21 protein-coding genes are annotated in these 20,119 nt (G+C 54.9%); 12 read left to right on the top strand and 9 right to left on the bottom strand.

The genetic code is table 11. The features are described 5' to 3' along the window. Positions 1-15: 15 nt before the first annotated feature. Positions 16-1,257, bottom strand: a complete 1,242-nt coding sequence (locus ABLV17_RS20390; protein WP_045373827.1) for an MFS transporter — start codon at positions 1,255-1,257, stop codon at positions 16-18. Between the two features lie 223 nt (positions 1,258-1,480). Here ABLV17_RS20390 and ABLV17_RS20385 point away from each other — a divergent pair, with 223 nt between their 5' ends. Then, positions 1,481-2,476 (top strand): LacI family DNA-binding transcriptional regulator, encoded by a 996-nt coding sequence (locus ABLV17_RS20385; RefSeq protein WP_087859686.1) that lies wholly within the window; start codon positions 1,481-1,483, stop codon positions 2,474-2,476. Here the strand turns inward: ABLV17_RS20385 and ABLV17_RS20380 are convergent, their stop codons facing one another. The 4 genes from ABLV17_RS20380 to ABLV17_RS20365 form a co-directional block, all read right to left on the bottom strand. Further along, positions 2,477-3,895, bottom strand: a complete 1,419-nt coding sequence (locus tag ABLV17_RS20380) for a sugar porter family MFS transporter (RefSeq protein ID WP_015369908.1) — start codon at positions 3,893-3,895, stop codon at positions 2,477-2,479. A 294-nt stretch (positions 3,896-4,189) separates the two neighbouring features. Continuing rightward, complete coding sequence (kduD, locus tag ABLV17_RS20375; protein WP_015703339.1) at positions 4,190-4,951, bottom strand: 2-dehydro-3-deoxy-D-gluconate 5-dehydrogenase KduD; 762 nt, start codon at positions 4,949-4,951, stop codon at positions 4,190-4,192. Positions 4,952-5,317: 366 nt separating this feature from the next. After that, on the bottom strand, positions 5,318-6,496 hold the full coding sequence (locus tag ABLV17_RS20370; RefSeq protein ID WP_045396653.1) for an acetyl-CoA C-acetyltransferase: 1,179 nt from the start codon (positions 6,494-6,496) through the stop codon (positions 5,318-5,320). Positions 6,497-6,607: 111 nt separating this feature from the next. Then, positions 6,608-7,483 carry a LysR family transcriptional regulator gene (locus ABLV17_RS20365; RefSeq protein ID WP_308957858.1) on the bottom strand — a complete coding sequence of 292 codons (876 nt, stop codon included), beginning with the start codon at positions 7,481-7,483 and terminating at the stop codon, positions 6,608-6,610. A 102-nt stretch (positions 7,484-7,585) separates the two neighbouring features. Here ABLV17_RS20365 and ABLV17_RS20360 point away from each other — a divergent pair, with 102 nt between their 5' ends. The 5 genes from ABLV17_RS20360 to ABLV17_RS20340 all read left to right on the top strand — a co-directional run bounded on the left by ABLV17_RS20360 (position 7,586) and on the right by ABLV17_RS20340 (position 12,093). After that, a complete protein-coding gene (locus tag ABLV17_RS20360) occupies positions 7,586-8,047 on the top strand; it encodes a multidrug/biocide efflux PACE transporter (RefSeq protein WP_087859689.1) in 462 nt (153 codons plus the stop codon). Positions 8,048-8,186: 139 nt separating this feature from the next. Then, entirely contained in the window at positions 8,187-9,416 is a 1,230-nt protein-coding gene (locus ABLV17_RS20355) for an amino acid permease (protein ID WP_087859690.1), read from the top strand. Between the two features lie 115 nt (positions 9,417-9,531). After that, the gene (locus ABLV17_RS20350; protein ID WP_113372973.1) at positions 9,532-10,398 is read left to right on the top strand and encodes an aldo/keto reductase family oxidoreductase; all 867 of its coding nucleotides are present in this window, start codon (positions 9,532-9,534) and stop codon (positions 10,396-10,398) included. 400 nt (positions 10,399-10,798) lie between these two features. Continuing rightward, positions 10,799-11,503: a pilus assembly protein PilZ gene (locus tag ABLV17_RS20345; RefSeq protein ID WP_045396640.1), complete on the top strand. Its 705-nt coding sequence runs from the start codon at positions 10,799-10,801 to the stop codon at positions 11,501-11,503. Beyond that, on the top strand, positions 11,503-12,093 hold the full coding sequence (locus tag ABLV17_RS20340; RefSeq protein WP_072251579.1) for a LuxR C-terminal-related transcriptional regulator: 591 nt from the start codon (positions 11,503-11,505) through the stop codon (positions 12,091-12,093). Before ABLV17_RS20345 ends, ABLV17_RS20340 begins: the two co-directional genes overlap by 1 nt. A gap of 21 nt (positions 12,094-12,114) precedes the next feature. Here ABLV17_RS20340 and ABLV17_RS20335 read toward each other — a convergent pair whose 3' ends face one another. After that, positions 12,115-12,816, bottom strand: coding sequence for a winged helix-turn-helix domain-containing protein (locus tag ABLV17_RS20335; protein WP_113372974.1), 702 nt, complete (start codon positions 12,814-12,816; stop codon positions 12,115-12,117). Positions 12,817-12,837: 21 nt separating this feature from the next. Beyond that, on the bottom strand, positions 12,838-13,155 hold the full coding sequence (locus ABLV17_RS20330; protein WP_087859693.1) for an antibiotic biosynthesis monooxygenase: 318 nt from the start codon (positions 13,153-13,155) through the stop codon (positions 12,838-12,840). Positions 13,156-13,524: 369 nt separating this feature from the next. Here ABLV17_RS20330 and ABLV17_RS20325 point away from each other — a divergent pair, with 369 nt between their 5' ends. Next, entirely contained in the window at positions 13,525-13,737 is a 213-nt protein-coding gene (locus tag ABLV17_RS20325) for a YdgH/BhsA/McbA-like domain containing protein (protein ID WP_015369896.1), read from the top strand. Positions 13,738-13,849: 112 nt separating this feature from the next. Here ABLV17_RS20325 and ABLV17_RS20320 read toward each other — a convergent pair whose 3' ends face one another. Next, on the bottom strand, positions 13,850-14,716 hold the full coding sequence (locus tag ABLV17_RS20320; protein WP_087859694.1) for an EamA family transporter: 867 nt from the start codon (positions 14,714-14,716) through the stop codon (positions 13,850-13,852). Positions 14,717-14,796: 80 nt separating this feature from the next. Here ABLV17_RS20320 and ABLV17_RS20315 point away from each other — a divergent pair, with 80 nt between their 5' ends. Next, positions 14,797-15,303: a MarR family transcriptional regulator gene (locus tag ABLV17_RS20315; protein WP_087859695.1), complete on the top strand. Its 507-nt coding sequence runs from the start codon at positions 14,797-14,799 to the stop codon at positions 15,301-15,303. Here ABLV17_RS20315 and ABLV17_RS20310 read toward each other — a convergent pair. Then, positions 15,300-16,259: a nickel/cobalt transporter gene (locus tag ABLV17_RS20310; protein ID WP_308957856.1), complete on the bottom strand. Its 960-nt coding sequence runs from the start codon at positions 16,257-16,259 to the stop codon at positions 15,300-15,302. The two genes, ABLV17_RS20315 and ABLV17_RS20310, sit on opposite strands and share 4 nt — an antisense overlap. Positions 16,260-16,413: 154 nt before the next feature. Between ABLV17_RS20310 and ABLV17_RS20305 the strand changes: the two genes are divergently transcribed. The 4 genes from ABLV17_RS20305 to ABLV17_RS20290 all read left to right on the top strand — a co-directional run bounded on the left by ABLV17_RS20305 (position 16,414) and on the right by ABLV17_RS20290 (position 20,115). Continuing rightward, entirely contained in the window at positions 16,414-16,884 is a 471-nt protein-coding gene (locus ABLV17_RS20305; RefSeq protein ID WP_113372976.1) for a MarR family transcriptional regulator, read from the top strand. A gap of 348 nt (positions 16,885-17,232) precedes the next feature. Next, a complete protein-coding gene (locus ABLV17_RS20300) occupies positions 17,233-18,378 on the top strand; it encodes an amidase family protein (protein WP_308957855.1) in 1,146 nt (381 codons plus the stop codon). 39 nt (positions 18,379-18,417) lie between these two features. Then, positions 18,418-19,584: an acyl-CoA dehydrogenase family protein gene (locus ABLV17_RS20295; RefSeq protein WP_308957854.1), complete on the top strand. Its 1,167-nt coding sequence runs from the start codon at positions 18,418-18,420 to the stop codon at positions 19,582-19,584. 18 nt (positions 19,585-19,602) lie between these two features. Then, positions 19,603-20,115: a nuclear transport factor 2 family protein gene (locus ABLV17_RS20290; protein WP_308957852.1), complete on the top strand. Its 513-nt coding sequence runs from the start codon at positions 19,603-19,605 to the stop codon at positions 20,113-20,115. The last annotated feature ends 4 nt before the right edge of the window (positions 20,116-20,119 follow it).

Raw genomic sequence — 20,119 nt, 5'->3', positions numbered from 1 at the left:
CATTTCTCTTTTCAGTCAGATAGTGGATGGCTGCGACATGAGCGAATCCGAAGAGGCCTTATTGGATCGCAGCAGGAAGATGGAGATGAAGGTGGTACAGAACACCAGTAGTCCCATGATCAAATAGGAGTCGGCGAAACCGTATTTTTCGTAGCTATAGCCCGCCAGCGGCGACAGTACGGTGGCGATAACCGAACTGGTGCAGGCGAAACCAACCAGGTACAGGGTGGAAGAAAGGCGTTTATCAAAGTTCAGGCTGTTGTATTTAAAGATGGAAACCAGCAGCACCGGCAATTCCACGGCGTGCAGCAGTTTCGTAATCGAGATCAGAACCGGGCCTTCCACCAGCCCGGAGGCCACCATGCGCATCGCCATCACCATGCCGGCGAAGATCAGGCCGTTTTTCGCGCCGATGCGGTTGACCAGCCACGGGGCGCAGAACATCCCCGCCGCTTCGAGGAACACCTGGAATGAGTTGAGATAGCCATACATCGCGTTCCCTTCATGCAGCGTGGCGAACTGCGAAGAGAAATAGACCGGGAATTGCTGGTCGTAAACGCCGTAAATACAGGTGCCGACGACGAAAAACACCAGCGCCCAGAAGCGCGGCAGCGTCAGCAGGCGCAGCGCGTCTTCCAGCGTGACTTTACCGCCACTGACCGCCTCCTGCATGGCGTGCGGCGCTGAAGAAACCTTAAGCCGCGCCAGCAACATGAAGAAAACCAGACCGGAACAGCTGGCGACGGCGAAATTCAGCTGTGGGTTAATGTTGAACAGCAGCCCGGCGAAAAAGGTCGCCACCGCCCAGCCCAGCGATCCCCACATCCGCGCTTTGCCGAATTCAAACTGGCTTTGCCGCGCCACGCGCTCGGTATAGGACTCCAGCACGCCAATGCCGCCGTTAAAGGTCAGGCCGATATAGATGCCGCCAAAAATACTGCCGAGCAGCACGTTGATTTTGAGCAGATAGCCAAACAGCAGATAGGCCGGCCCGGAAAGGATCAGTAAGACCGTGATATACCAGAGTAAGTTTTTGCGCAGCCCCAGTTTATCCTGGATAAAGCCGTAGCAAATCTGGGCGAATAGCGCCGAGACCGACAGCACCGCGTAGATAATGCCGGTATCCCCGGCTTTCAGCCCTACCTCCTGATGTAGCCAGATGGAAAGCAACGAGCCGGAAGAAGACCAGGTAACAAAAAAGAAAAACAGTAAGGCACTGAGTAAGGGGTAGCTGTGAGAGTGATGTGTCTTCATCATGACATTCTCGTGTTGGAGTAATGCGCAAATGGTAACGTTAACAAAAAACAACTCTCATCTGGTTTTGTGACGATTCATGATGTTAATCACAAAAGTTAACGTTAACATAATGGAGATGAGATCGCGATCAACTATTCCTCGCCATGCTTCACCATCGGGCTGGGATAGACTATCGTATGATCCTTTTACATCAGCGACTTAGTTGTATACCGGAGTAATCACCATGGCATCCCTGAAAGATGTAGCGAAGCTAGCCAACGTCTCACTGATGACGGTATCCCGCGCGCTGAACAGCCCGGAGCGCCTGAAGGCGGAAACGCTCGCCCGCGTACAAGCAGCGATTGAACAGACCAATTACGTCCCCGACCTGTCGGCGAAGAAAATTCGCGGCGCCCGGGCAACGCCGAGCACCATCGGCGTACTGGCGCTGGACACGGTGACCACCCCTTTCTCGGTAGAGATAACGCTCTCTATCGAAGAGACGGCGCGGGCCCACGGCTGGAACAGCTTTGTGGTCAACATGTTCTCGGATGACAACCCTGATGCCATTCTCGACCTGCTGCTTTCCCATCGCCCGGACGGCATCATTTACACCACCATGGGGCTGCGCCAGGTTCCGCTACCGGCAAAATTGTTGACGCTGCCCTGTGTACTGGCCAACTGCGAAAGCCTGAACGAGAACGTCGCCAGCTATATTCCGGATGATGAACAGGGCCAGTACGACGCGGTGAAAGCGCTGCTGGCCGCCGGCTATCGCCGCCCGCTCTGTTTGCATCTTCCGGCCAGGCATCTGGCGACGATACGCCGTCGACAGGGGCTGGAACGCGCCTGCCGTGAGGCGCAGGTTGATCCGGATACGCTCGATCACTGCTATATGACCTACGGTGACGAACACTATCGCGATATTCCCGGCCAGCTGCTGGCCCATATTGAGCAGGGTAAACCGCGGTTTGATTCCGTGGTGTGCGGCAACGATCGCATCGCCTTTATGGTCTACCAGACGCTGCTGGCGCAGGGTTTGCGGATCCCGGAAGATGTGGCGGTGGTGGGTTATGACAATATGGTGGGTATTGGCGATCTCTTCCTGCCGCCGCTGTCAACGGTGCAACTGCCGCATTATGAAATTGGCCGCCTGAGCGCCCTGCATATCATTAACGGCGACAGCCATCGGGATACCATTAAGGTTCCCAGCCCGTGGCTGCCGCGTGAATCCGTGTGATCAGTTGCCGATGTTACGCAGCTTTTCGCCGGACATCAGCTTGCGTTCGATGTGCTCCAGCGTCACGTTTTTGGTTTCCGGGATCAGCCAGAAGGTCACGCCGATAAAGGCCACGTTCAGCGCGGTATAGAGCCAGAACGTGCCTGCCGCGCCAATCGCGTCCAGCAGCGTCAGGAAGGTCGCGCCAATAATCATGTTCGACACCCAGTTGGTAGTGGTCGAACAGGTGATGCCGAAGTCGCGGCATTTTAGCGGCTGGATCTCGGAGCACAGGATCCAGACTACCGGCGCGGCGCTCATCGCGTACCCGGCAATACACATCATGGTCATTCCCACCGATAACCAGGAGAGGCCGCTGCCGGCGGTACCGTTATCAAACTGCATCAGGCAGTAGCCCAGCACCAGGGTGCCCAACGCCATCACGCTAAAGCCGATTTTCAATGCCGGTTTACGCCCGGCCTTATCAACGGTAAACACCGCGATAAAGGTGGCGAACATGAAGGTCAGGCCGACCACCAGCGTGGCGATCATCTGCTGCTCGGTGGTGGTAAAGCCGGCCATTTTGAAGATCCGCGGCGCGTAATACATGATGATATTCATGCCGGTAAACTGCTGCATCGCCTGCAATAACATGCCGAGGAACACCGCCCGACGCACGTTGCGGTTCACTTTGAACAGCGCCCAGCCGCCCTGCTTGAGCTTCAGGCTTTCGCGGATTTCATTCAGCTCATCGCGCGCCTTTTCCGAGGTATCGCGCAGCATGCGCAGCACTTCTTCGGCCTCGATATGGCGGCCTTTTTCCGCCAGCCAGCGCGGACTGTTAGGCAGGAACACCACCAGGATAATCAGCAATACCGCCGGCAGCGCCAGCACGCCAAGCATCGCCCGCCAGTTGCCGCTGTAGCTGAAGGCGGTATCGGATAAGAACGCCAGCACGATGCCAAGCGTGACCATCAACTGATACATGCTGATCATCTTGCCGCGAACGTTTTCGCTTGCCATTTCAGAAAGATAGAGCGGCGCGGTATAAGAGGCGATACCGACGGCGACGCCAAGGACAATACGCGCAGCCAGCAGCATCTCGACGCTGGTGGCGAATGCCGAGCCGATAGAGCCCGCCACAAATAGCACCGCGCCGACCATCAGACTGTATTTACGGCCAAGACGGAAAGAGAGCCAGCCGTTGAACAGCGCGCCAATCGCCGCGCCAAGCATCATACTGCTGACCACCCACTCCTGCAGACGGCTGGATAAAACGAAATGATCGGTGATGAAAGGTAGCGCCCCGGCAATCACGCCGATATCAAGGCCGAATAACAAACCCGCCACCGCGGCGGCAATGGAGACAAACTGGTTCATGCGCCGGGTGTTGCGCTGCGCATTGGGGAGTAAACCCGGATCGGTGGTCAATGAAGTCATTTTTTTCCTGCCTCAACAGAGTATGCGTGCAGTGAAAGTACGGGATCGCAGGGCTAAGGTGTCAGGCGGGAGATGGCGAAGATATGGATAAAACGGCTGGCAGCATTGTTTTTGTGATGGACATTAAACTTTATCTTATGCAAAAAATGCTGTCCGATCGTCAAAACAACCCTGATGAATGGCGAGTATTTTATTTTCTATGACTAACGAGTATGGATTATTTAAACCTCATGATATGGACGATCATTGTTCAGAAAACAACCCGCCGGTTGGCGGGTTGTACGACTATGTCTGTTAGCGCGCCAGCCAACCGCCGTCTACCGCCACGGTGTAGCCGTTGATGTAATCGGATGCGCTGGAAGCAAGAAACACCACCGGACCCATTAAATCGCTCGGCAGCCCCCAGCGACCGGCCGGGATACGGTCGAGAATTTCCGCGCTGCGCTGTTCATCGGCACGCAGCTGCTGGGTATTGTTGGTTGCCATGTAGCCGGGGGCAATGGCGTTAACATTGATATTATGCTTCGCCCATTCGTTGGCCAGCAGGCGAGTTACGCCCATGACGCCGCTTTTCGAGGCGGTGTAGGACGGCACGCGGATCCCGCCCTGGAACGACAGCATGGAGGCAATATTGATGATCTTGCCGCCGTTACCCTGGGCGATGAAATGCTTCGCCGCGGCCTGGGACATAAAGAAGACGCTTTTGATATTCAGGTTCATCACGTCATCCCAGTCTTTCTCGCTGAATTCGATAGCATCCTGACGGCGGATCAGCCCCGCGTTATTGACCAGAATATCGATGTGACCGAATTCCGCCACCGCGCGCTCAAGCAACTGCGGAATACCATCTATCTGCCGCAGGTCGGCGGTGAGGCTTAAAAAACGACGCCCCAGCGCGGTAACGCGCTCGATGGTTTCCGTCGGCTCAACGATATTAATACCGACGATATCGCAGCCCGCTTCCGCCAGCCCAACCGCCATGCCCTGGCCTAAACCGGTGTCGCAGCCGGTCACTACCGCGACTTTCCCCTGAAGAGAGAATGCATCAAGAATCATATCTGGTTCCTTTCTTTCACGGCCTGCTCACCACAGGCAAGGTTCTGAGGTTAAGAAGAACTCCTGGAACATCCCCATCATAAAAATAAAACAGAGTTCCGTTTTGCTAATGCTCACATAGTAGACCGCGGAAAAATCATTTTCAATGGCAATTAAAACAACGTTTCATTTTTTATGATTAAAAATGATAAAAACGCAAAACGGATCACATCGCCAGGGAGCGGTGACCTGTATAAACACTTAAAATACAACTGGTTAGCTTATCTTTGAAAAATAAGCGCAGAGAATGAAAATCTGGTAGAAAAACGAAGAAAGGAAGATCGGTGAGGATGATGGACCTCGCGCCAAAGACGGCGCGAGATCGTATTATGCGCGCTCCACCGCCAGCGCAACGCCCTGACCGCCGCCGATACACAGCGTCGCGAGCCCTTTACGCGCATCGCGCTTAATCATTTCATGTACCAGCGACACCAGAATACGGCAGCCGGAGGCGCCAATTGGATGGCCCAGAGCGATAGCCCCGCCGTTAACGTTAACCCGCCGTTCATCCCACTCCAGCACTCTGCCAACGGAAATCGCCTGGGCGGCGAAAGCTTCATTGGCTTCAATTAAATCCACTTCATCCAGCCGCCAACCCGCGCGCTCAAGACAGCGGCGGGTAGCATGTACCGGCGCAATGCCCATTAGCGCCGGATCGACGCCGACGCTGGCGAAGGCGCGAATGCGCGCCAGAATCGGCAGCCCCAGCTCCTGGGCCTTTGACTCGCTCATCATCATCACCGCCGCCGCGCCATCGTTAATACTCGATGCATTACCCGCGGTCACCGACCCAAGCTGGTCGAAGGTCGGCATCAGGCTGGCTAACCCTTCAGCGCTGGCATCCATCCGCGGCTGCTCATCGGTATCCACCAGCCGTTTACTGCCGTTATGCTCGGTGGCGACTGGCACAATTTCATCGCGAAACCGCCCGGAGTCTATCGCCCGCCGCGCTTTTTGCTGCGAGCTAAGCGCCCAGGCGTCCTGTAATTCTCGGCTAATCCCATACTCTCGCGCCAGGTTTTCCGCCGTTACGCCCATATGGTAGTCATTGAAAGCGTCCCACAGCCCATCATGCACCAGGCTGTCGATAAGCTGGCTATTGCCCAGCTGCGCGCCGGTTCGGCTGTCGGTAAGCACATGCGGCGCGCGGCTCATGTTTTCCTGGCCGCCGGCAATCACCACATCCGCTTCGCCGCATTGGATGGCCTGAGTCGCCAGGTGCAGCGCTTTCAGCCCGGAGCCGCAAACGTCGTTGATGGTGATCGCCGAAACGGTATTCGGCAGCCCGCCGCGGATCGCCGACTGACGCGCCGGATTCTGCCCGGTGCCCGCGGTCAGCACCTGACCGAGGATCACTTCATCAATGCACTGCGGATCGATTCCGCTCCGCTCGACTAACGCCTTCACCACCACGCTGCCCAATTCCACCGCCGAGTGACGCGCCAGCGTTCCCTGAAAACAGCCGATGGGCGTACGCAACGCGCCGACGATCACGACATCTTTCATCCTTTACCTTCTGCGCAAAGAACCATCAATAGATGCCGTTATAGTAGAGAATTGTTATCAAAAAATTTCGCAATTGTTTAAAAAAAGTGAGGAGGTTCACAAAGTTCGCCATCACGACTCGCGGCCTTGCCCTTCAAGGTGTTGGCGCAGCCAGCTGCCCGCTTCCCCCAGCGGCGTACGCTTGTTCCATAGTAGATCCACCGAGATCGAGCGCGGCCAGCCGGCGATATTCAACGCTTTAAGCTTGCCGCTACCGGCGAACTCTTCCACCAGCGCGCAGGGCAAAATGCACCAGCCAAAGCCCTGCACCGCCATACTCAGCAGCAGCAAATAGTTGGGCGCCGACCATACCTGGCCGCGCGAGGGATCCGGCGCGCTCTCAAGATAAGTGCTAAGCCGCAGTTCACGCCAGCCGTGCAGATCATCCCAGAAAACCCGCCCCTGACCGGCCAGCGGATGCCCCGGCGCAACATAAATCCCCATCGCCGTTTGCAACGGTAAGCGCATGCTGCCGATCTCCATCGGATAACTGTCCCTGGCTTCGATAAGCCCCACCTGCGCACGCTCCTTTTGCAGTAGATCCACCACATCTTCGTCTTCGCCAATCAGGCATTCAAACTCGGTATGCGGAAAACGCCGATCGAACTGTTCCAGCAAATCCTCCAGTACATCCGGGTGCAGGGTATCCGACAAGACGAAGGTCAACCGCGGTTCGGTATTACCCGATAACGAACTGGCGAGCTCATCCAGCCGCGAACTGGCGGCCAGTATTGCTTTCACATAGCCCAACACCTGCTCGCCCTGAGCGGTCAGCGTCGGCTGGCGAGTGGAACGATCGAACAGCACCACCCCAAGGTCGGTTTCAAGATTCGAAATCGCGGTACTGATGGTGGACTGGCTTTTACGCATCCGCCGGGCGGCGGCGGAGAACGAACCGCTGGCAGCGGCTTCTACAAAGGCGGTGAGAGCTTCGGGAGAATAATGCATAACCTATCTACTTTATCGATGGAATCTATCTTTTGTTTATCACATTTTTCCATAAAATGCCGGGTAAATCTGGATGACAGAACTAACACGAGGTATCCCAAAATGAAAACCAATAACCTGCAACGTAAGACGCTACTGGAACGCGTACTCCACGCGGCGAGCTTTGAAGGCCTCGCCACGTTAATTCTGGCCCCGACCGCTGCCTGGTTAATGCAGCGATCGGTGGTCGAAATGGGCGGCTTGGCCATTTTGCTCGCCACCATGGCGATGGTCTGGAACCTGATCTATAACGCCGCCTTCGACCGTCTGTGGCCGGTTTCACGACTGGCGCGTACGTTGTGGGTGCGCGCGCTGCACGCCATCGGCTTTGAGTGCGGCTTTATCATCATCGGCGTCACCGTCGTCGCGCTGGTACTCGGCGTGTCGCTGGTGCAGGCATTTATGCTGGAAATCGGCTTTATGCTGTTCTTCCTGCCCTACACCATGTTCTTTAACTGGGCGTGGGATACGCTGCGCGTGCGCGTCCTGAAGTATCGCCAGCCGCAGAGTCTGCCGAATAATTAACGTTCTCGATCGCGCGGATCGCCTAACCCTTTGGCGATCCGCAGGTTTATTTATCGCCGAAAACTATCACCGCAAACGATTCATAAATGTGGTAAATTGCACTCCTTTTTTTGGGTTATACGGTTGATAAATTCGCATAATGTCTAAAATTTGGTCTAAAGAAGAAACTCTATGGAGTTTTGCTCTATATGGCACTGCCGTAGGCGCCGGCACCCTATTCCTGCCGATTCAACTCGGTTCGGCCGGCGCCATCGTGCTGTTCCTTACCGCTTTGGTTGCCTGGCCGTTAACCTACTGGCCGCACAGAGCGCTGTGTCAATTCATCCTGTCGGCAAAAGTGGCGGCCGGTGAAGGGATCACCGGCGCGGTCAATCATTACTACGGCAAAAAAGTCGGCAATCTGATCACCAGCCTGTACTTTCTCGCCTTCTTCGTGGTGATCCTGATCTATGCCGTGGCAATCACTAATTCGCTGGCTGAACAACTGGCGAGACACGTGGCGATGACCCCTGGGGTACGCGCTCTGCTGAGCCTCGCCGTGGTGCTGGTACTGAATCTGATCTTCCTGATGGGGCGCCATATGACCATCAAAGTGATGGGATTCCTCGTCTTCCCGCTGATTGGCTGTTTCCTGTTCCTCTCCATCTACCTGATTGGCAGCTGGCAACCGGAACACCTCACCAGTCAGATGCAGCTGAACGCAAAGACCTGGCACCAAATCTGGATCTCAATTCCCGTGATGGTTTTCGCTTTTAGCCATACGCCGATTATTTCGACCTTCGCTATCGATCAGCAGGAGAAATATGGTGAGCTGGCCATGGGTAAATGCAAAAAAATCATGAAGGTGGCCTACACCATCATCTGCGCCAGCGTGCTGTTTTTTGTCTTCAGTTGCCTGCTGTCCATTCCGCTGCCGTACATCGAAGCCGCGCGTAATGAAGGGGTGACGATTCTCTCTGCGCTCTCCATGGCGCCGGGCGCGCCGGGCTGGCTTGCAGTGACCGGCATTATCGTCGCGGTGGTCGCGATGTCGAAATCGTTCCTCGGCACCTATTTTGGGGTGATCGAAGGCGCCAGCGAGATCGTTAAAACGTCTCTCGGCCAGCTCGGCATTCGCAAGAGCCGCGCCTTTAACCGCGCCATGTCGATTATGCTGGTCTCGGCGCTGACTTTCATCGTCTGCTTTATCAATCCGAACGCCATCTCGATGATTTACGCCATCAGCGGCCCGCTTATCGCCATGATTCTGTTCATCATGCCGACGTTGTCGACGTATATCATTCCGGCGCTCAAGCCCTATCGTTCACTGGGTAATCTCATAACCTTGATCGTCGGGCTGCTCTGCGTCTCGGTGATGTTCTTCAGTTAAATCGCTCTCGCGGCGACGCCTTCCGCGGCGCCGCACGTTCTGCCAACATTCTCGCCCATTACCTCTCCCTGACGGGATTACACTTACTCCTTGCCTATCATCGGAGGGAGTCATTATGTCCAACGTAACATTATCCGGGGTCGCAATCTTAGGCGACCGTCAGGTTTATCGGCTTGGATACGGCGCCATGCAGCTCGCCGGCCCCGGCGTATTTGGCCCGCCAAAAGATCCCGACGCCGCCATTCGCGTTCTGCAAGAAGCCGTCGCCGCCGGGGTGAATCATATCGATACCTCCGATTTCTACGGCCCGCATATCACTAATCAGCTAATTCGCCAGGCGCTGCATCCCTATGGCGATGATTTGTGTATCGTCACCAAGGTCAGCGCCCGCCGCGATGAGAAAGGCAACTGGCTACCGGCGATGTCGCCGGCGGAACTCACCCAGGCCGTCGAAGATAACCTGCGTAACCTCGGCCTGGAGAGGCTGGAGGTGGTTAATTTGCGCAGCATGCTCGGCACCCACGGCCCGGTGGAAGGTTCGCTGGAGGAACCGCTAACGACCTTACTGGAACTAAAAGCCCGCGGTCTGATTCGTCACATCGGTCTGAGTAACGTCACCGCCAGACAGGTTGCCGATGCGCAGAAGCTGACGCCCATCGTCTGCGTACAAAACCAATACAACATCGCTAACCGCGGTGACGACGCGTTAATCGACGCGCTGGCGCAGCAAAACATCGCCTACGTGCCGTTCTTCCCGCTGGGTGGTTTTACGCCGCTACAGGCGCAGGAGCTTAACGAGGTTGCCGCCGGGCTCAACGCCACGCCGATGCAGGTGGCGCTGGCGTGGTTACTGCAGCGCTCGCCGAATATTTTGCTGATTCCGGGCACCTCATCGGTGGCGCATTTAAGGGAAAATCTCGCCGCCGCGACGATTTCTCTGCCCGCCGAGGCGCTGGCGACGCTGGATAGCATCACCCGCTGATGGCGTCAACTCCCCCCTTTACGGCGTTTGTCGTAAAGGGTTATCCCCTTAATATTAAGCTGGAATTAGGCCATCTCTGCTGGCACTATATATCCTACAAATCGGGTTTTGCTGATTCCTTATCCGGGCAATAACCTTATAAATTGCATTGAGTTACGTTATTTCTTAGGCCTCCTAATTGGGAGGCTGTTGTCGTTTGTATTGTTCCATGGTTTTTGTTAACACTCTTGATTACAGGAAAAAACAATATCGGCTTCGACGTTTATACAAATCAATTTGGCCACAAAGATAGTCAATATCATCGAACGTTCACAAAAACATCTGGTTAACATAATCAGTATGTCGCTATTGCTGTAAAAAAAATTAACTATGCACAGTAACGATTCAACAAGGATTACCCATGATAGAGGGAACGATAAAAACCAGTAAGTATGAAATCATTGCTATTTTCAGAGAGGAACAGAGAAAGCAAACAGAGATAGAAATTTTCTTTAATAACAAAAGCATCAGTACTCAGATTGCGCGTGTCGATTTTGCCGAATTCCATATCCGCAGCGAGAGCAAAATCCCGGCGGGGAATAAATTCAAATTTATTCTGCATAGCGATTCAGGAAAGATCGAGTTCACCTCCCAGCGGCAGAAGAATTCCGCTGGCGGCGCGGAGAATAGCAATAAGGTGGCATTTGCGTTACCAGAATGCATCCAGGTTGTACAAAGACGACGAGATCCCAGATTTCGTTTGCGCGATGAGAATGATTTCTTTTGTCATGGCCGCCACAAAAATGGCGAAAACTATGCTTTTGATATCAAAGATATTTCTGATGGCGGCTGCGCGCTGATTGCGCAAAGTCCAAACCTGAAATTCCTTGCCAACAACTCAACGTTGAAAAACGCCATTCTGTCTCTGGCGGAATATGGCGAAATCACCGTTGATCTGGTTATCAAGAACGTGGCGATGGTCACGCTGGATAGCGAAGAGAAGAATCAGGAAAACTACTATCAGATTTCCTGTCAGTTTAAGTTCCGCCGCAGCGACGACAGGAAGAAAATAGAAAAAACGCTGATCGATTTGATTCTGGAAGCCAAGCGGAAGAAGAGAGTTTAATGCCCTTGAACAATATCTTGCTGTACACCGACGACAATATCATTGGCCAATCTATTCACGATTATCTGAGCGATATTCACCAGGATATCACCCAGGCCAGTTATCAGGACATCGTACAAGGGGGCGTCGCGCCCCTGGCTGAGACGGTGATCCTCAATATGATCCACAAGGATATATCCGCTGCCGATACGGTCGTATTACTCAACAAGCTGCGCTTTCATTTCTCGCGCTGTACATTGTTGGTATTGATGGTAAAAAGCGATATCGCCAATCTGTGCCGGGAATTAATAGATCTGGAAAACCTGTTAATCCTGACGGAAAAATCTTCCTTAGACGCATTTTCGGCAATTACCAGAACGCAGGATGAAAACCCGCAGTCCCGGTATTTGCGCACGCAGCGAAAGCTGACGGCCAGAGAGCTGCAGGTACTGGAACTTATTATCGCCTGCAATAACAATAAGCGAATTGCCTCGCTGCTGAATATCGACCATAAGACGGTGCACAGCCATCGCATTCACATCATGAAAAAGTTGGGAATGAATAGCTCGCAGGTGATGCATAAGCAAATCGTCAATATGAATCACTGCTGAACGGGCATACCGCTGCCGGGTCTACAGCGCCAAACCAAAGTGTTGACGCAGCGCTCGCTTACCGGGCTCGCTAATTGTCACTTCTCGGTAGCCGGGCACCAGCATGAACCAACCTTTTTGCACGCCCCACTGCAACAAGGCAGCGCCCGCGGCACCACCAAGATGAAAACGGCGCTCGCTCCAGTCGAGGCAGGCGCAGCAGGCTTTGCGGCGGGAGCCGCCATCGCACGCAATACCTAAGCGGGCGAAATGCGCCTCCCCCGTCGCGGTAAGCGCTGCGCCATTAGCCGTGAGCCACGCTTGCTGTTGCAGAAAATCATAGATGGCGACGGCCACCTCACCCGCCAGATGATCGTAGCAGGTACGCGCCATACGCAGCGTCCCCGGCGTTCGTGTGGCCAGCGGCACCGCGCTTTTTCCGGCCATCGTCATCATATTTTCCAGCAATCCGGCGACATCACCACCCGCCAGGCGATAATAGCGATGCCGCCCTTGCGCCAGGCAGATCAGTAAGCGACTGCTGACTAACCGGCTAAGATGCGCGCTGGCGGTCGACGGCGAAATGTCCGCCGCGACGGAGAGCTCAGTCGCTGTCCATGCCCGGCCATCCATTAGCGCGCAGAGTATTTTCACTCGTGAAGGGTCAGCCATCGCCGAAGCAACCGCCGCCATCGCCACGGCCAGCGCTTCGTCATCATTAATCACAACCGCAGGTTGCAGCATAACACCTCCGCTTAATGTCGGTTACGCAGAGCGCGGACTCTGCATCTGATATTCACGCAGCACCTGCGCCACGCGAATCTGATAATCAGCAAAAATAGACTCCCGCCCTTCCCGCTGCGCCGCCTGATGACAAATATTGCACTTCCAGTCCGCCACCGCCTGCTCATCCCGCCACCAGGACAGCGACAATATCTTCCCCGGCGCACTGAGGCTTTGAAAACGCTCAATGGCGATAAAGCCGTCGATAGTCTCCAGCAGCGGTTTCAGCTGTGCCGCCAGCGCAAGGTATCGTTCCTGCTGCGCTGGCGTGACCTGTGCTTCAAAGAGTACCGCAATCATGGTTTTTTCCTCCAGTAACGAATGAAGCAGCACTGTAGCGCGCCGATGGCTAGCAATGCTTCGCCAGCGGGCGAAGTATCACCGTCACAGAAAGCCAAAAAACCACCAAACCATTCACATAATCAATGCCAGGCGAAATTCTGGCGAGGTTTAAACGCGGGTCAACGGAAATTAGCACTCTCAAAGATGAGATATAACATTATGTTTTTACAGTTTTTTTCAATAAAAATTCCATTTGCAGTCATACAACCGCCACAAAAATGTGATCTAAATCGCACTTTTTGCAACGTACGTTATAGTTAGCAGACTTATTATAAACCCATCGAAAGCACAACGCTTTCCACCATAAAAGTTAAAAGGATAAACACCATGAAAAACGTAAAATTACTTGCTGCTGCTGGTATGCTGTCTCTGGTTTCTTTCGCAAGCTTTGCGGCTCACCCGGTAAGCGTGACCTCTGATACCCTGGACAACGCAGAAGCAAAAATCGCTGCTATCGCTAAAGATCAGGGCGCCTCTTACCACATTACCGAAGCCTATACCGGTAATCAGGTACACATGACGGCGGAACTGTCTAAATAACCGAATGGTCGCAGAGGGAGCTGCCGGACAGGTCGTCTGAGGACGGCTGGTCTGGCTCCCGCCACGTAAAAAAACACGGCAATGTCGAGCCCCTTCATGGGGCTTTTTCACGTCAACGTTTCGCCAGCGCGCGCTGAATAGAGAGCACACTCGCCAGCACCACAATCAGCCCCGCCAACGCCATTCCCTCAATTCTCTGACCGAGAAAAATCCATCCCAGCAGTACCGCCGTCACCGGACTTAGCAGGCTCATTGCCGATACCGCCACCGGCGACAATCGACTGATACCGCGAAACCATAAGCCATACGCCAGCATCGCCCCGGCTACGCACAGCCAGACATAACCAGCGGCCTGTAATAGGGTGACGTTATGCAGCGGCGGGTCCACCAGCAGCGCGATAGGCAGTAACACGATCCCGCCAATCAGCAATTGCCAGCCGGTCATCGCCACGACCGGCAACGATAGCGCCCAGCGCCGCGACAGCCAGGTGCCCAGCGCCATACTAACGGCGCCAAGAAAGGCGGCGCCGATACCTAACGAATCCAGCACCGTGCGCGGAGAAAGCAGCAACATCGCCATACCGATGATCCCGGCGCAGGCGGAAACCACCGCCAGCCACGGCGAACGCTGGCGATCCACGCACCAGGCCAGCAGCATCACCAGCAGCGGCTGAATCGCGCCGATCACCGCCGCCAACCCGCCGGGAAGACGATAAGCGGCGATAAACAGTAACGCCTGAAAGGCGCCGATATTTAATATTCCGGTGATGATCAGCTTCCACCACTCACCACGCTGCGGAAACTGACGGCTCCACAGTAACAACGCAATTCCGGCAGGTAATACCCGCAACAGCGCGGCGATAAAAGGACGGTCCGGCGGTAGGAACTGCGAAGTAACGATATAGGTGGTTCCCCAGATAGCGGGAGCCAGCGCGGTCAGCAGCAGATCGACCGCCAGATGACGAGTAAAAAAGGCCATGATTTTATCTTCATATCAAGTTAAATTGTGTAGCAAGTATGTATCGATAAATATCTTGATATCAAGATAAGTGAGCACGCATGGACAAATTACCGCCAACGGATGCCGTTGACCGCATTCTCGCCCAATGGCAGCGCGAGCGCCCGGATCTGGATTGCAGCCCGATGGGGCCAATCGGCCGCCTGAAACGCTGCGCCATGCTGCTGGAGCCGCGCGTTGAGACGGCTTTCATCAAACATTCTCTGGTACGCTGGGAGTTCGACATGCTGGCGACGCTGCGCCGCGCCGGCGAGCCATTCGTGCTGTCGCCGACCCAGCTCTTTTCGACACTGATGATTACCTCCGGCACGATGACCCATCGCCTCAAGGCGCTGGAAAAACGAGGGTTGATTACCCGCTTAGCAAATCCTCAGGATGCCCGCAGCATGCTGGTAGCGTTAACGCCAGAGGGACGAGCGCTGATCGATGAGGCGGTTGCCACCCACGTGGCGAATGAGCAACAACTGCTGGCGGGGCTTTCCGTCCCCCAACGCCAGCAGTTAGACGAGGCGCTGCGGGTATTGATGCGCCTGCTGGAAAACGACTAACATCCGGCGGCAATAAAATCGCCGTTGGCGCTGACCGGGATGACAGTTAGAAACAGCACTGTAGCAAACAAGATGAGCAGCACGCCGCCAATCATTTTCACCAACGGCACCAGCCAGCGTAGCTGACGGCTATCGGCGATAAACAAGTTGATCGCCCGATTGCGCGCATAGCGTACCACCAGCGACAATCCGAGGATTGAAAGCGCGGTGCCTAATGCCATGGTCATCACCGCGGCAATGCCCCAACTGACAATTCCCAGCGCATTAGCAAACATCAGGATCATGATTGCTCCGCTACAGGGACGCGCGCCAATCGCCAGCACGACGCCAAGGCGAGTTTTCCAGTCGACGCCGTGTAATTCGCGCCCAACGCCATGATGGCCACAGCCGCACTGTGCATCATGCCCATGCAAAGGCGTCACTGCGTTAATCGTCATTTTGCGCGGGCGCAGGCTTGCCAGCGCCCGGTAGATAACATATGCGCCAAAGGCGCCAATCATCAGGGCGCTAATTTTCTCCACGTACCAGCGGCTGGCGCTAAGGTCGCCAGAGGCCAGGTTCAGGCCAACCGCGAGGATAAAGACGAATAATATGGCGCTCACTCCCTGCATCAGGCTGCCAAGGAACGGGACAATCCGCGCTGCCGCCACGCTCTCCTGGTTGGTACTGAGGTACGTGGTGACGATGAATTTACCGTGCCCTGGTCCAATGGCGTGCAGCACGCCATAGAGAAATGCCCCAACCAGCAGCCAGACGCCGCCACTGTACTGGTTATCGTTGAGCTGCAACAGGTACATGACCAGGTAGCGATGCAGGGTAATTTGCATCGCCAGACACCACTGAATAAACGCTCCCCAATGGGCATGCAGCGTCATGGCGGCCCATAGCAGCGCAACCCCCAGCACGCCCGCCAGCAGCAAGCGTGTTTCGCGGCTTAAATAACGTATGGCTAACATAATGTCGTCACCTTTTAGAGGTCTCGCATTGTGCCGAAGTCAGCTTAATCACCTCAGCATCGCAGGGTCTTATTACAGCGTATTGCGTTTTGCAATAACCGCCAAATACGCATACCATCTGCACATTCTATCGTCGTCAGGCAAGGAGATGCTTGTGGATAAGACTCACTCTTCGACCCCGCCAGAGAGCCACGAAAGCCGCTTTCATAAAGAAGAGTTTCCCTTCTTTTGGGTGGTTAACGTTTACGCCCGTTATACCCAATTAATGGAAATCGAGCTCAAAAAAATCGACATCGACCTTTCCCGCTTTCGCGTACTGATGCTGGTGCATCAGTACCACCGCGCCAGTATTTCGCGGATCACCGAATATGCCGTTAGTAAGATGCCAACGGTGACCAAAATTGTTGGCCGTCTGCGCGATGATGGCCTGCTCACGACCCACGTTAGCGTCAGCGATGGTCGGGTCACCGAAGCGGAACTTACCGCCGCCGGTGAAGCCAAAGTTGCCGAAGCCCGGGCGTTAGCGGAAACCGTGTTTGCTAAAGCCTTCAAGGGCATCACCCCAGCGCAGGAAAAAAAGATGAATCAGGTGCTGGCGCTCATTCTGCATAATCTCGATGACTAATCCCCTGCAATAATAACCATTTCCTATAAATGGTTATTCTTTTTATTTTGCCCTCCCCTGCGTTTTTCGCACACTTTTTTATCATTTTTTTAACTTATATTTTTCATTTATTTTTGTGACGTCCCTCAAGAGATTAAAATTTAAACACAATTTTTTATCCATAAAAATCAATACATTAATAAAAATTATTGCCTTCATAGCGTCGTCTTATCATGAATTTCGATGTAAAAAACGGGTGACAAATTACTTGAAATTTCAAGTTTTACTGACAAGATTATCTCAAACGCCAGCGGGTCGTTTTTTAGTCATTTAGCGCGGTAATTATCACCCCTTACGGAGTTGTGAAACATGGTTACTGAACATCGTACAGAGACAGAAAACGCACAATCCGGGTTTATCTCGCGCTTTACCCTTGGCGACGGCGAGCTGACGTTTGCGGTCAAAGACAGCCTCGATATTGCCGGTTTCCCGACCCGCGCCGGCAGTCCGGTATTGCAGGATGCGCCGCCTGCCGTCCGCCATGCGGCCGTAGTCGCGGCGCTACTGGATAACGGCTGCCAGCTGCGCGGCAAAACCACCCTACACGAGCTGGCCTTTGGCGTCACCGGCATCAACCCGCATAGCGGTACGCCGCGCAATCCGCATTATCCGCAGTTAATCCCCGGCGGTTCGTCCAGCGGCTCTGCCGCCGTGGTCGCGGCCGGTGAAGTCGACTTCGCCGTCGGCACCGATACCGGCGGCTCGGTGCGAATGCCCGCGGCCTGCTGCGGCGTGGCTGGCCTGAAGCCGAGCTTTGGCCGCCTGAGCCGCGCTGGCGTCATGCCGACTGAAAGTTCGCTCGACTGCGTCGGCCTGTTCGCCCGCGATATCGCCACATTGAGTCAGGCGCTGGCAAAAGCGCTGGGGGAATCAGTGTCTCCTGCGCGCCGGGAAGCCCCCGCGATAAGCTATCTGGCGGGCATGGCAACGCCGGAAATTGAGCAACTGATCGTCTCACGTCTGCAGCAGGCGGGTCTGACATGGACTAGCGCTGAACTGCCGGGGTTCAACGAAGCGCATCAGGCCGGGCTTACGGTGATAAGCCAGGAAAACTGGCTGGCGTTTCACAACATTATCAACGCGCCGAATCTGGCGCCGGACGTCGCCCAGCGGATCCGCGCTGGCGCGGAGATCGGCCCTCAGCAGCGGCAGGCTGCGGAAAGCGTGCGTCAACAATTCAGCGCCGCGGTGGATGCGCAACTGGCGAAAACCCCGCTGATTCTGCTGCCGACCCTGCCAGAATGCCCGCCAACGCTGGAAGAAGCGGCGGATCCGCTCAAAGTGGTCAACCTGACTCGCCTGGTGCGCCCATTTAATTTAAGCGGTCATCCGGCCCTGAGCCTGCCGCTTGGCGAAGTTAATCATCGCCCGGTGGCTCTGCAATTAGTCGCCAATAAAAATAAAGAGTTCGATTTACTTAATTACGCTGAGTATTTGCTGGAAAAATTAAAATAATAAAACCGTACTTTCATTAACTGGAAGAGGCTAAATCGCATGTTAAACCCCTCTGCAACTTCGCGTGCGGAAAAGACCCTGCACGCCACGACAATAGAATTTGCCGAATTACTCGCGGATATTAAAAAACGCAGCGAGGAGTTCGAGCAGCAGAAATATATCTCGGCAGATATCATTTCCCGCTTTAAAAAGATTGGTGTTTATCGCGCGCTGGTGCCAAAACGCTACGGCGGCGATGAAATATCACCTGCGGAGTTTTGTCAGTTAATTGAAACGCTCTCAACGGCGGACGGATCTGCCGGCTGGGTGGCGAGCTTCGGCATGAATCCGTTTTATCTTGGCGGCCTGCCGCCGAGCAGTCTCGATGAGCTTTACCGCCACGGGCCGGATATTGTCTTTGCCGGCGGGATCTTCCCGCCGCAAAAAGCGACGACTCAGGATGGCGGTTACCGCGTCAGCGGGCGCTGGAGCTTCGCCAGCGGCTGCAGCGGCGCCGAACTTATCGGCGTGGGCATTCTAACCGATGACGGTAGCGACCGTCCGCTACCGCGCATCGCGGTGCTACCCGCCGGGAAGTTCACCATCGATCCGGTCTGGAATACGGTCGGCCTCTCCGGTACCGGCAGCCATGACGTGGTGCTGAATAATGCCTTCGTGCCGCAGGAGTGGACCTTTATTCGCGGCGGCGAACTTAACCTCGAAGGCCCTCTGTATCGCTATCCGGTACTGTCGCTGGCCACTCAGGTGCTGTCGGTGGTCGCGCTGGGTATCGCCCGCGCGGCGTTATCGGAGATTTACGCCATTGCCGAACGACAAAGCTCGGTCACCGGCGCGCCGTGCCTGGCGGATCGTCAATTCGCGCAGATGGAAATCGCCCACTGCGAAGCGGATCTGCGTTCGGCGCGCTGCTGGTTCTACGACGCCATCGACGATGTCTGGCAGGCGATTCTGCGCGGCGATGAACCGGGAGAAGAGCGGATTAACGCCATGCGCCTCTCTTCCACCCATATTACCCGCGTCTCTGCTTCGGTCACCACCCGCGCGCTGAAACTGGCCGGGATGCCGGGCATTTCAATGCGCAGCCCGCTGCAGCGCTATGCCCGCGACTCCATGGTCATCACCCAGCACGCCTTTATGGGCGAGCTGACATACATCAACGCCGGCAATATGTTCTTCGGCCACTCGCCGCAGCCCGGCTATTTATAAGTCAACACGGAGCCGGCAATGAATGAAGAAATGCTGCAACGCCTGGAAAAGCTGGAAGCCGTGGTGCAGATCCGTAACGCCATCAGCCAGTATATGCATCTCTGTGATGATCTAACGCATCCGGATACCGCCCGAGAAATTGGCGCGCTATTTAGCGAAACGGCTATTTGGGAAGGTATCGGCGAATTATATCAACAAAAGCTCGGGCGCCACTGCGGCAGAGCGGCGATCGTGGGGATGATGAACGCTTATATTAGCGAGCCGTCGCACTTCGCCATCAACGTACATTATTTAACGGCCGAGTATATTCGCGTTGGCGAAAATAACCACGCGGTTGGCCGCTGGAAAATGCTGCAAGCTTCAACGTTTCGCCGCGGCGGCTCGCATTTAAATAGCGCGGAGCTCGTCATTGAATTTATTAAACAAGATCAACAGTGGTTTATTCATCATTTTACCACCCGTAATTTATTTAGCCGCCCGGTAGCTGACTGGCATTCGCTCGCCGATTTACCGGTGCCTGATGGTCATTAAAAGA

The organism is Klebsiella sp. CN_Kp091 (genome assembly GCF_040065095.1).
GTDB lineage: Bacteria > Pseudomonadota > Gammaproteobacteria > Enterobacterales > Enterobacteriaceae > Klebsiella > Klebsiella aerogenes.
Note: the sequence above shows the minus strand (reverse complement) of the source record. Positions and strands in the feature narration are given on the sequence as shown.

Excerpts from the sequence above, each read along its gene's own strand:
- ABLV17_RS20335 (WP_113372974.1), bottom strand. The coding sequence starts at position 12,816 with ATGCTGCAACCTGCGGTTGTGATTAATGATGACGAAGCGCTGGCCGTG.
- ABLV17_RS20380 (WP_015369908.1), bottom strand. The coding sequence starts at position 3,895 with ATGACTTCATTGACCACCGATCCGGGTTTACTCCCCAATGCGCAGCGC.
- ABLV17_RS20340 (WP_072251579.1), top strand. The coding sequence starts at position 11,503 with ATGCCCTTGAACAATATCTTGCTGTACACCGACGACAATATCATTGGC.
- ABLV17_RS20390 (WP_045373827.1), bottom strand. The coding sequence starts at position 1,257 with ATGATGAAGACACATCACTCTCACAGCTACCCCTTACTCAGTGCCTTA.
- ABLV17_RS20295 (WP_308957854.1), top strand. The coding sequence starts at position 18,418 with ATGTTAAACCCCTCTGCAACTTCGCGTGCGGAAAAGACCCTGCACGCC.
- ABLV17_RS20385 (WP_087859686.1), top strand. The coding sequence starts at position 1,481 with ATGGCATCCCTGAAAGATGTAGCGAAGCTAGCCAACGTCTCACTGATG.
- ABLV17_RS20330 (WP_087859693.1), bottom strand. The coding sequence starts at position 13,155 with ATGATTGCGGTACTCTTTGAAGCACAGGTCACGCCAGCGCAGCAGGAA.
- ABLV17_RS20350 (WP_113372973.1), top strand. The coding sequence starts at position 9,532 with ATGTCCAACGTAACATTATCCGGGGTCGCAATCTTAGGCGACCGTCAG.
- kduD (WP_015703339.1), bottom strand. The coding sequence starts at position 4,951 with ATGATTCTTGATGCATTCTCTCTTCAGGGGAAAGTCGCGGTAGTGACC.
- ABLV17_RS20320 (WP_087859694.1), bottom strand. The coding sequence starts at position 14,716 with ATGGCCTTTTTTACTCGTCATCTGGCGGTCGATCTGCTGCTGACCGCG.
- ABLV17_RS20365 (WP_308957858.1), bottom strand. The coding sequence starts at position 7,483 with ATGCATTATTCTCCCGAAGCTCTCACCGCCTTTGTAGAAGCCGCTGCC.
- ABLV17_RS20370 (WP_045396653.1), bottom strand. The coding sequence starts at position 6,496 with ATGAAAGATGTCGTGATCGTCGGCGCGTTGCGTACGCCCATCGGCTGT.
- ABLV17_RS20355 (WP_087859690.1), top strand. The coding sequence starts at position 8,187 with ATGTCTAAAATTTGGTCTAAAGAAGAAACTCTATGGAGTTTTGCTCTA.
- ABLV17_RS20310 (WP_308957856.1), bottom strand. The coding sequence starts at position 16,259 with ATGTTAGCCATACGTTATTTAAGCCGCGAAACACGCTTGCTGCTGGCG.
- ABLV17_RS20360 (WP_087859689.1), top strand. The coding sequence starts at position 7,586 with ATGAAAACCAATAACCTGCAACGTAAGACGCTACTGGAACGCGTACTC.
- ABLV17_RS20290 (WP_308957852.1), top strand. The coding sequence starts at position 19,603 with ATGAATGAAGAAATGCTGCAACGCCTGGAAAAGCTGGAAGCCGTGGTG.
- ABLV17_RS20300 (WP_308957855.1), top strand. The coding sequence starts at position 17,233 with ATGGTTACTGAACATCGTACAGAGACAGAAAACGCACAATCCGGGTTT.
- ABLV17_RS20325 (WP_015369896.1), top strand. The coding sequence starts at position 13,525 with ATGAAAAACGTAAAATTACTTGCTGCTGCTGGTATGCTGTCTCTGGTT.
- ABLV17_RS20315 (WP_087859695.1), top strand. The coding sequence starts at position 14,797 with ATGGACAAATTACCGCCAACGGATGCCGTTGACCGCATTCTCGCCCAA.
- ABLV17_RS20345 (WP_045396640.1), top strand. The coding sequence starts at position 10,799 with ATGATAGAGGGAACGATAAAAACCAGTAAGTATGAAATCATTGCTATT.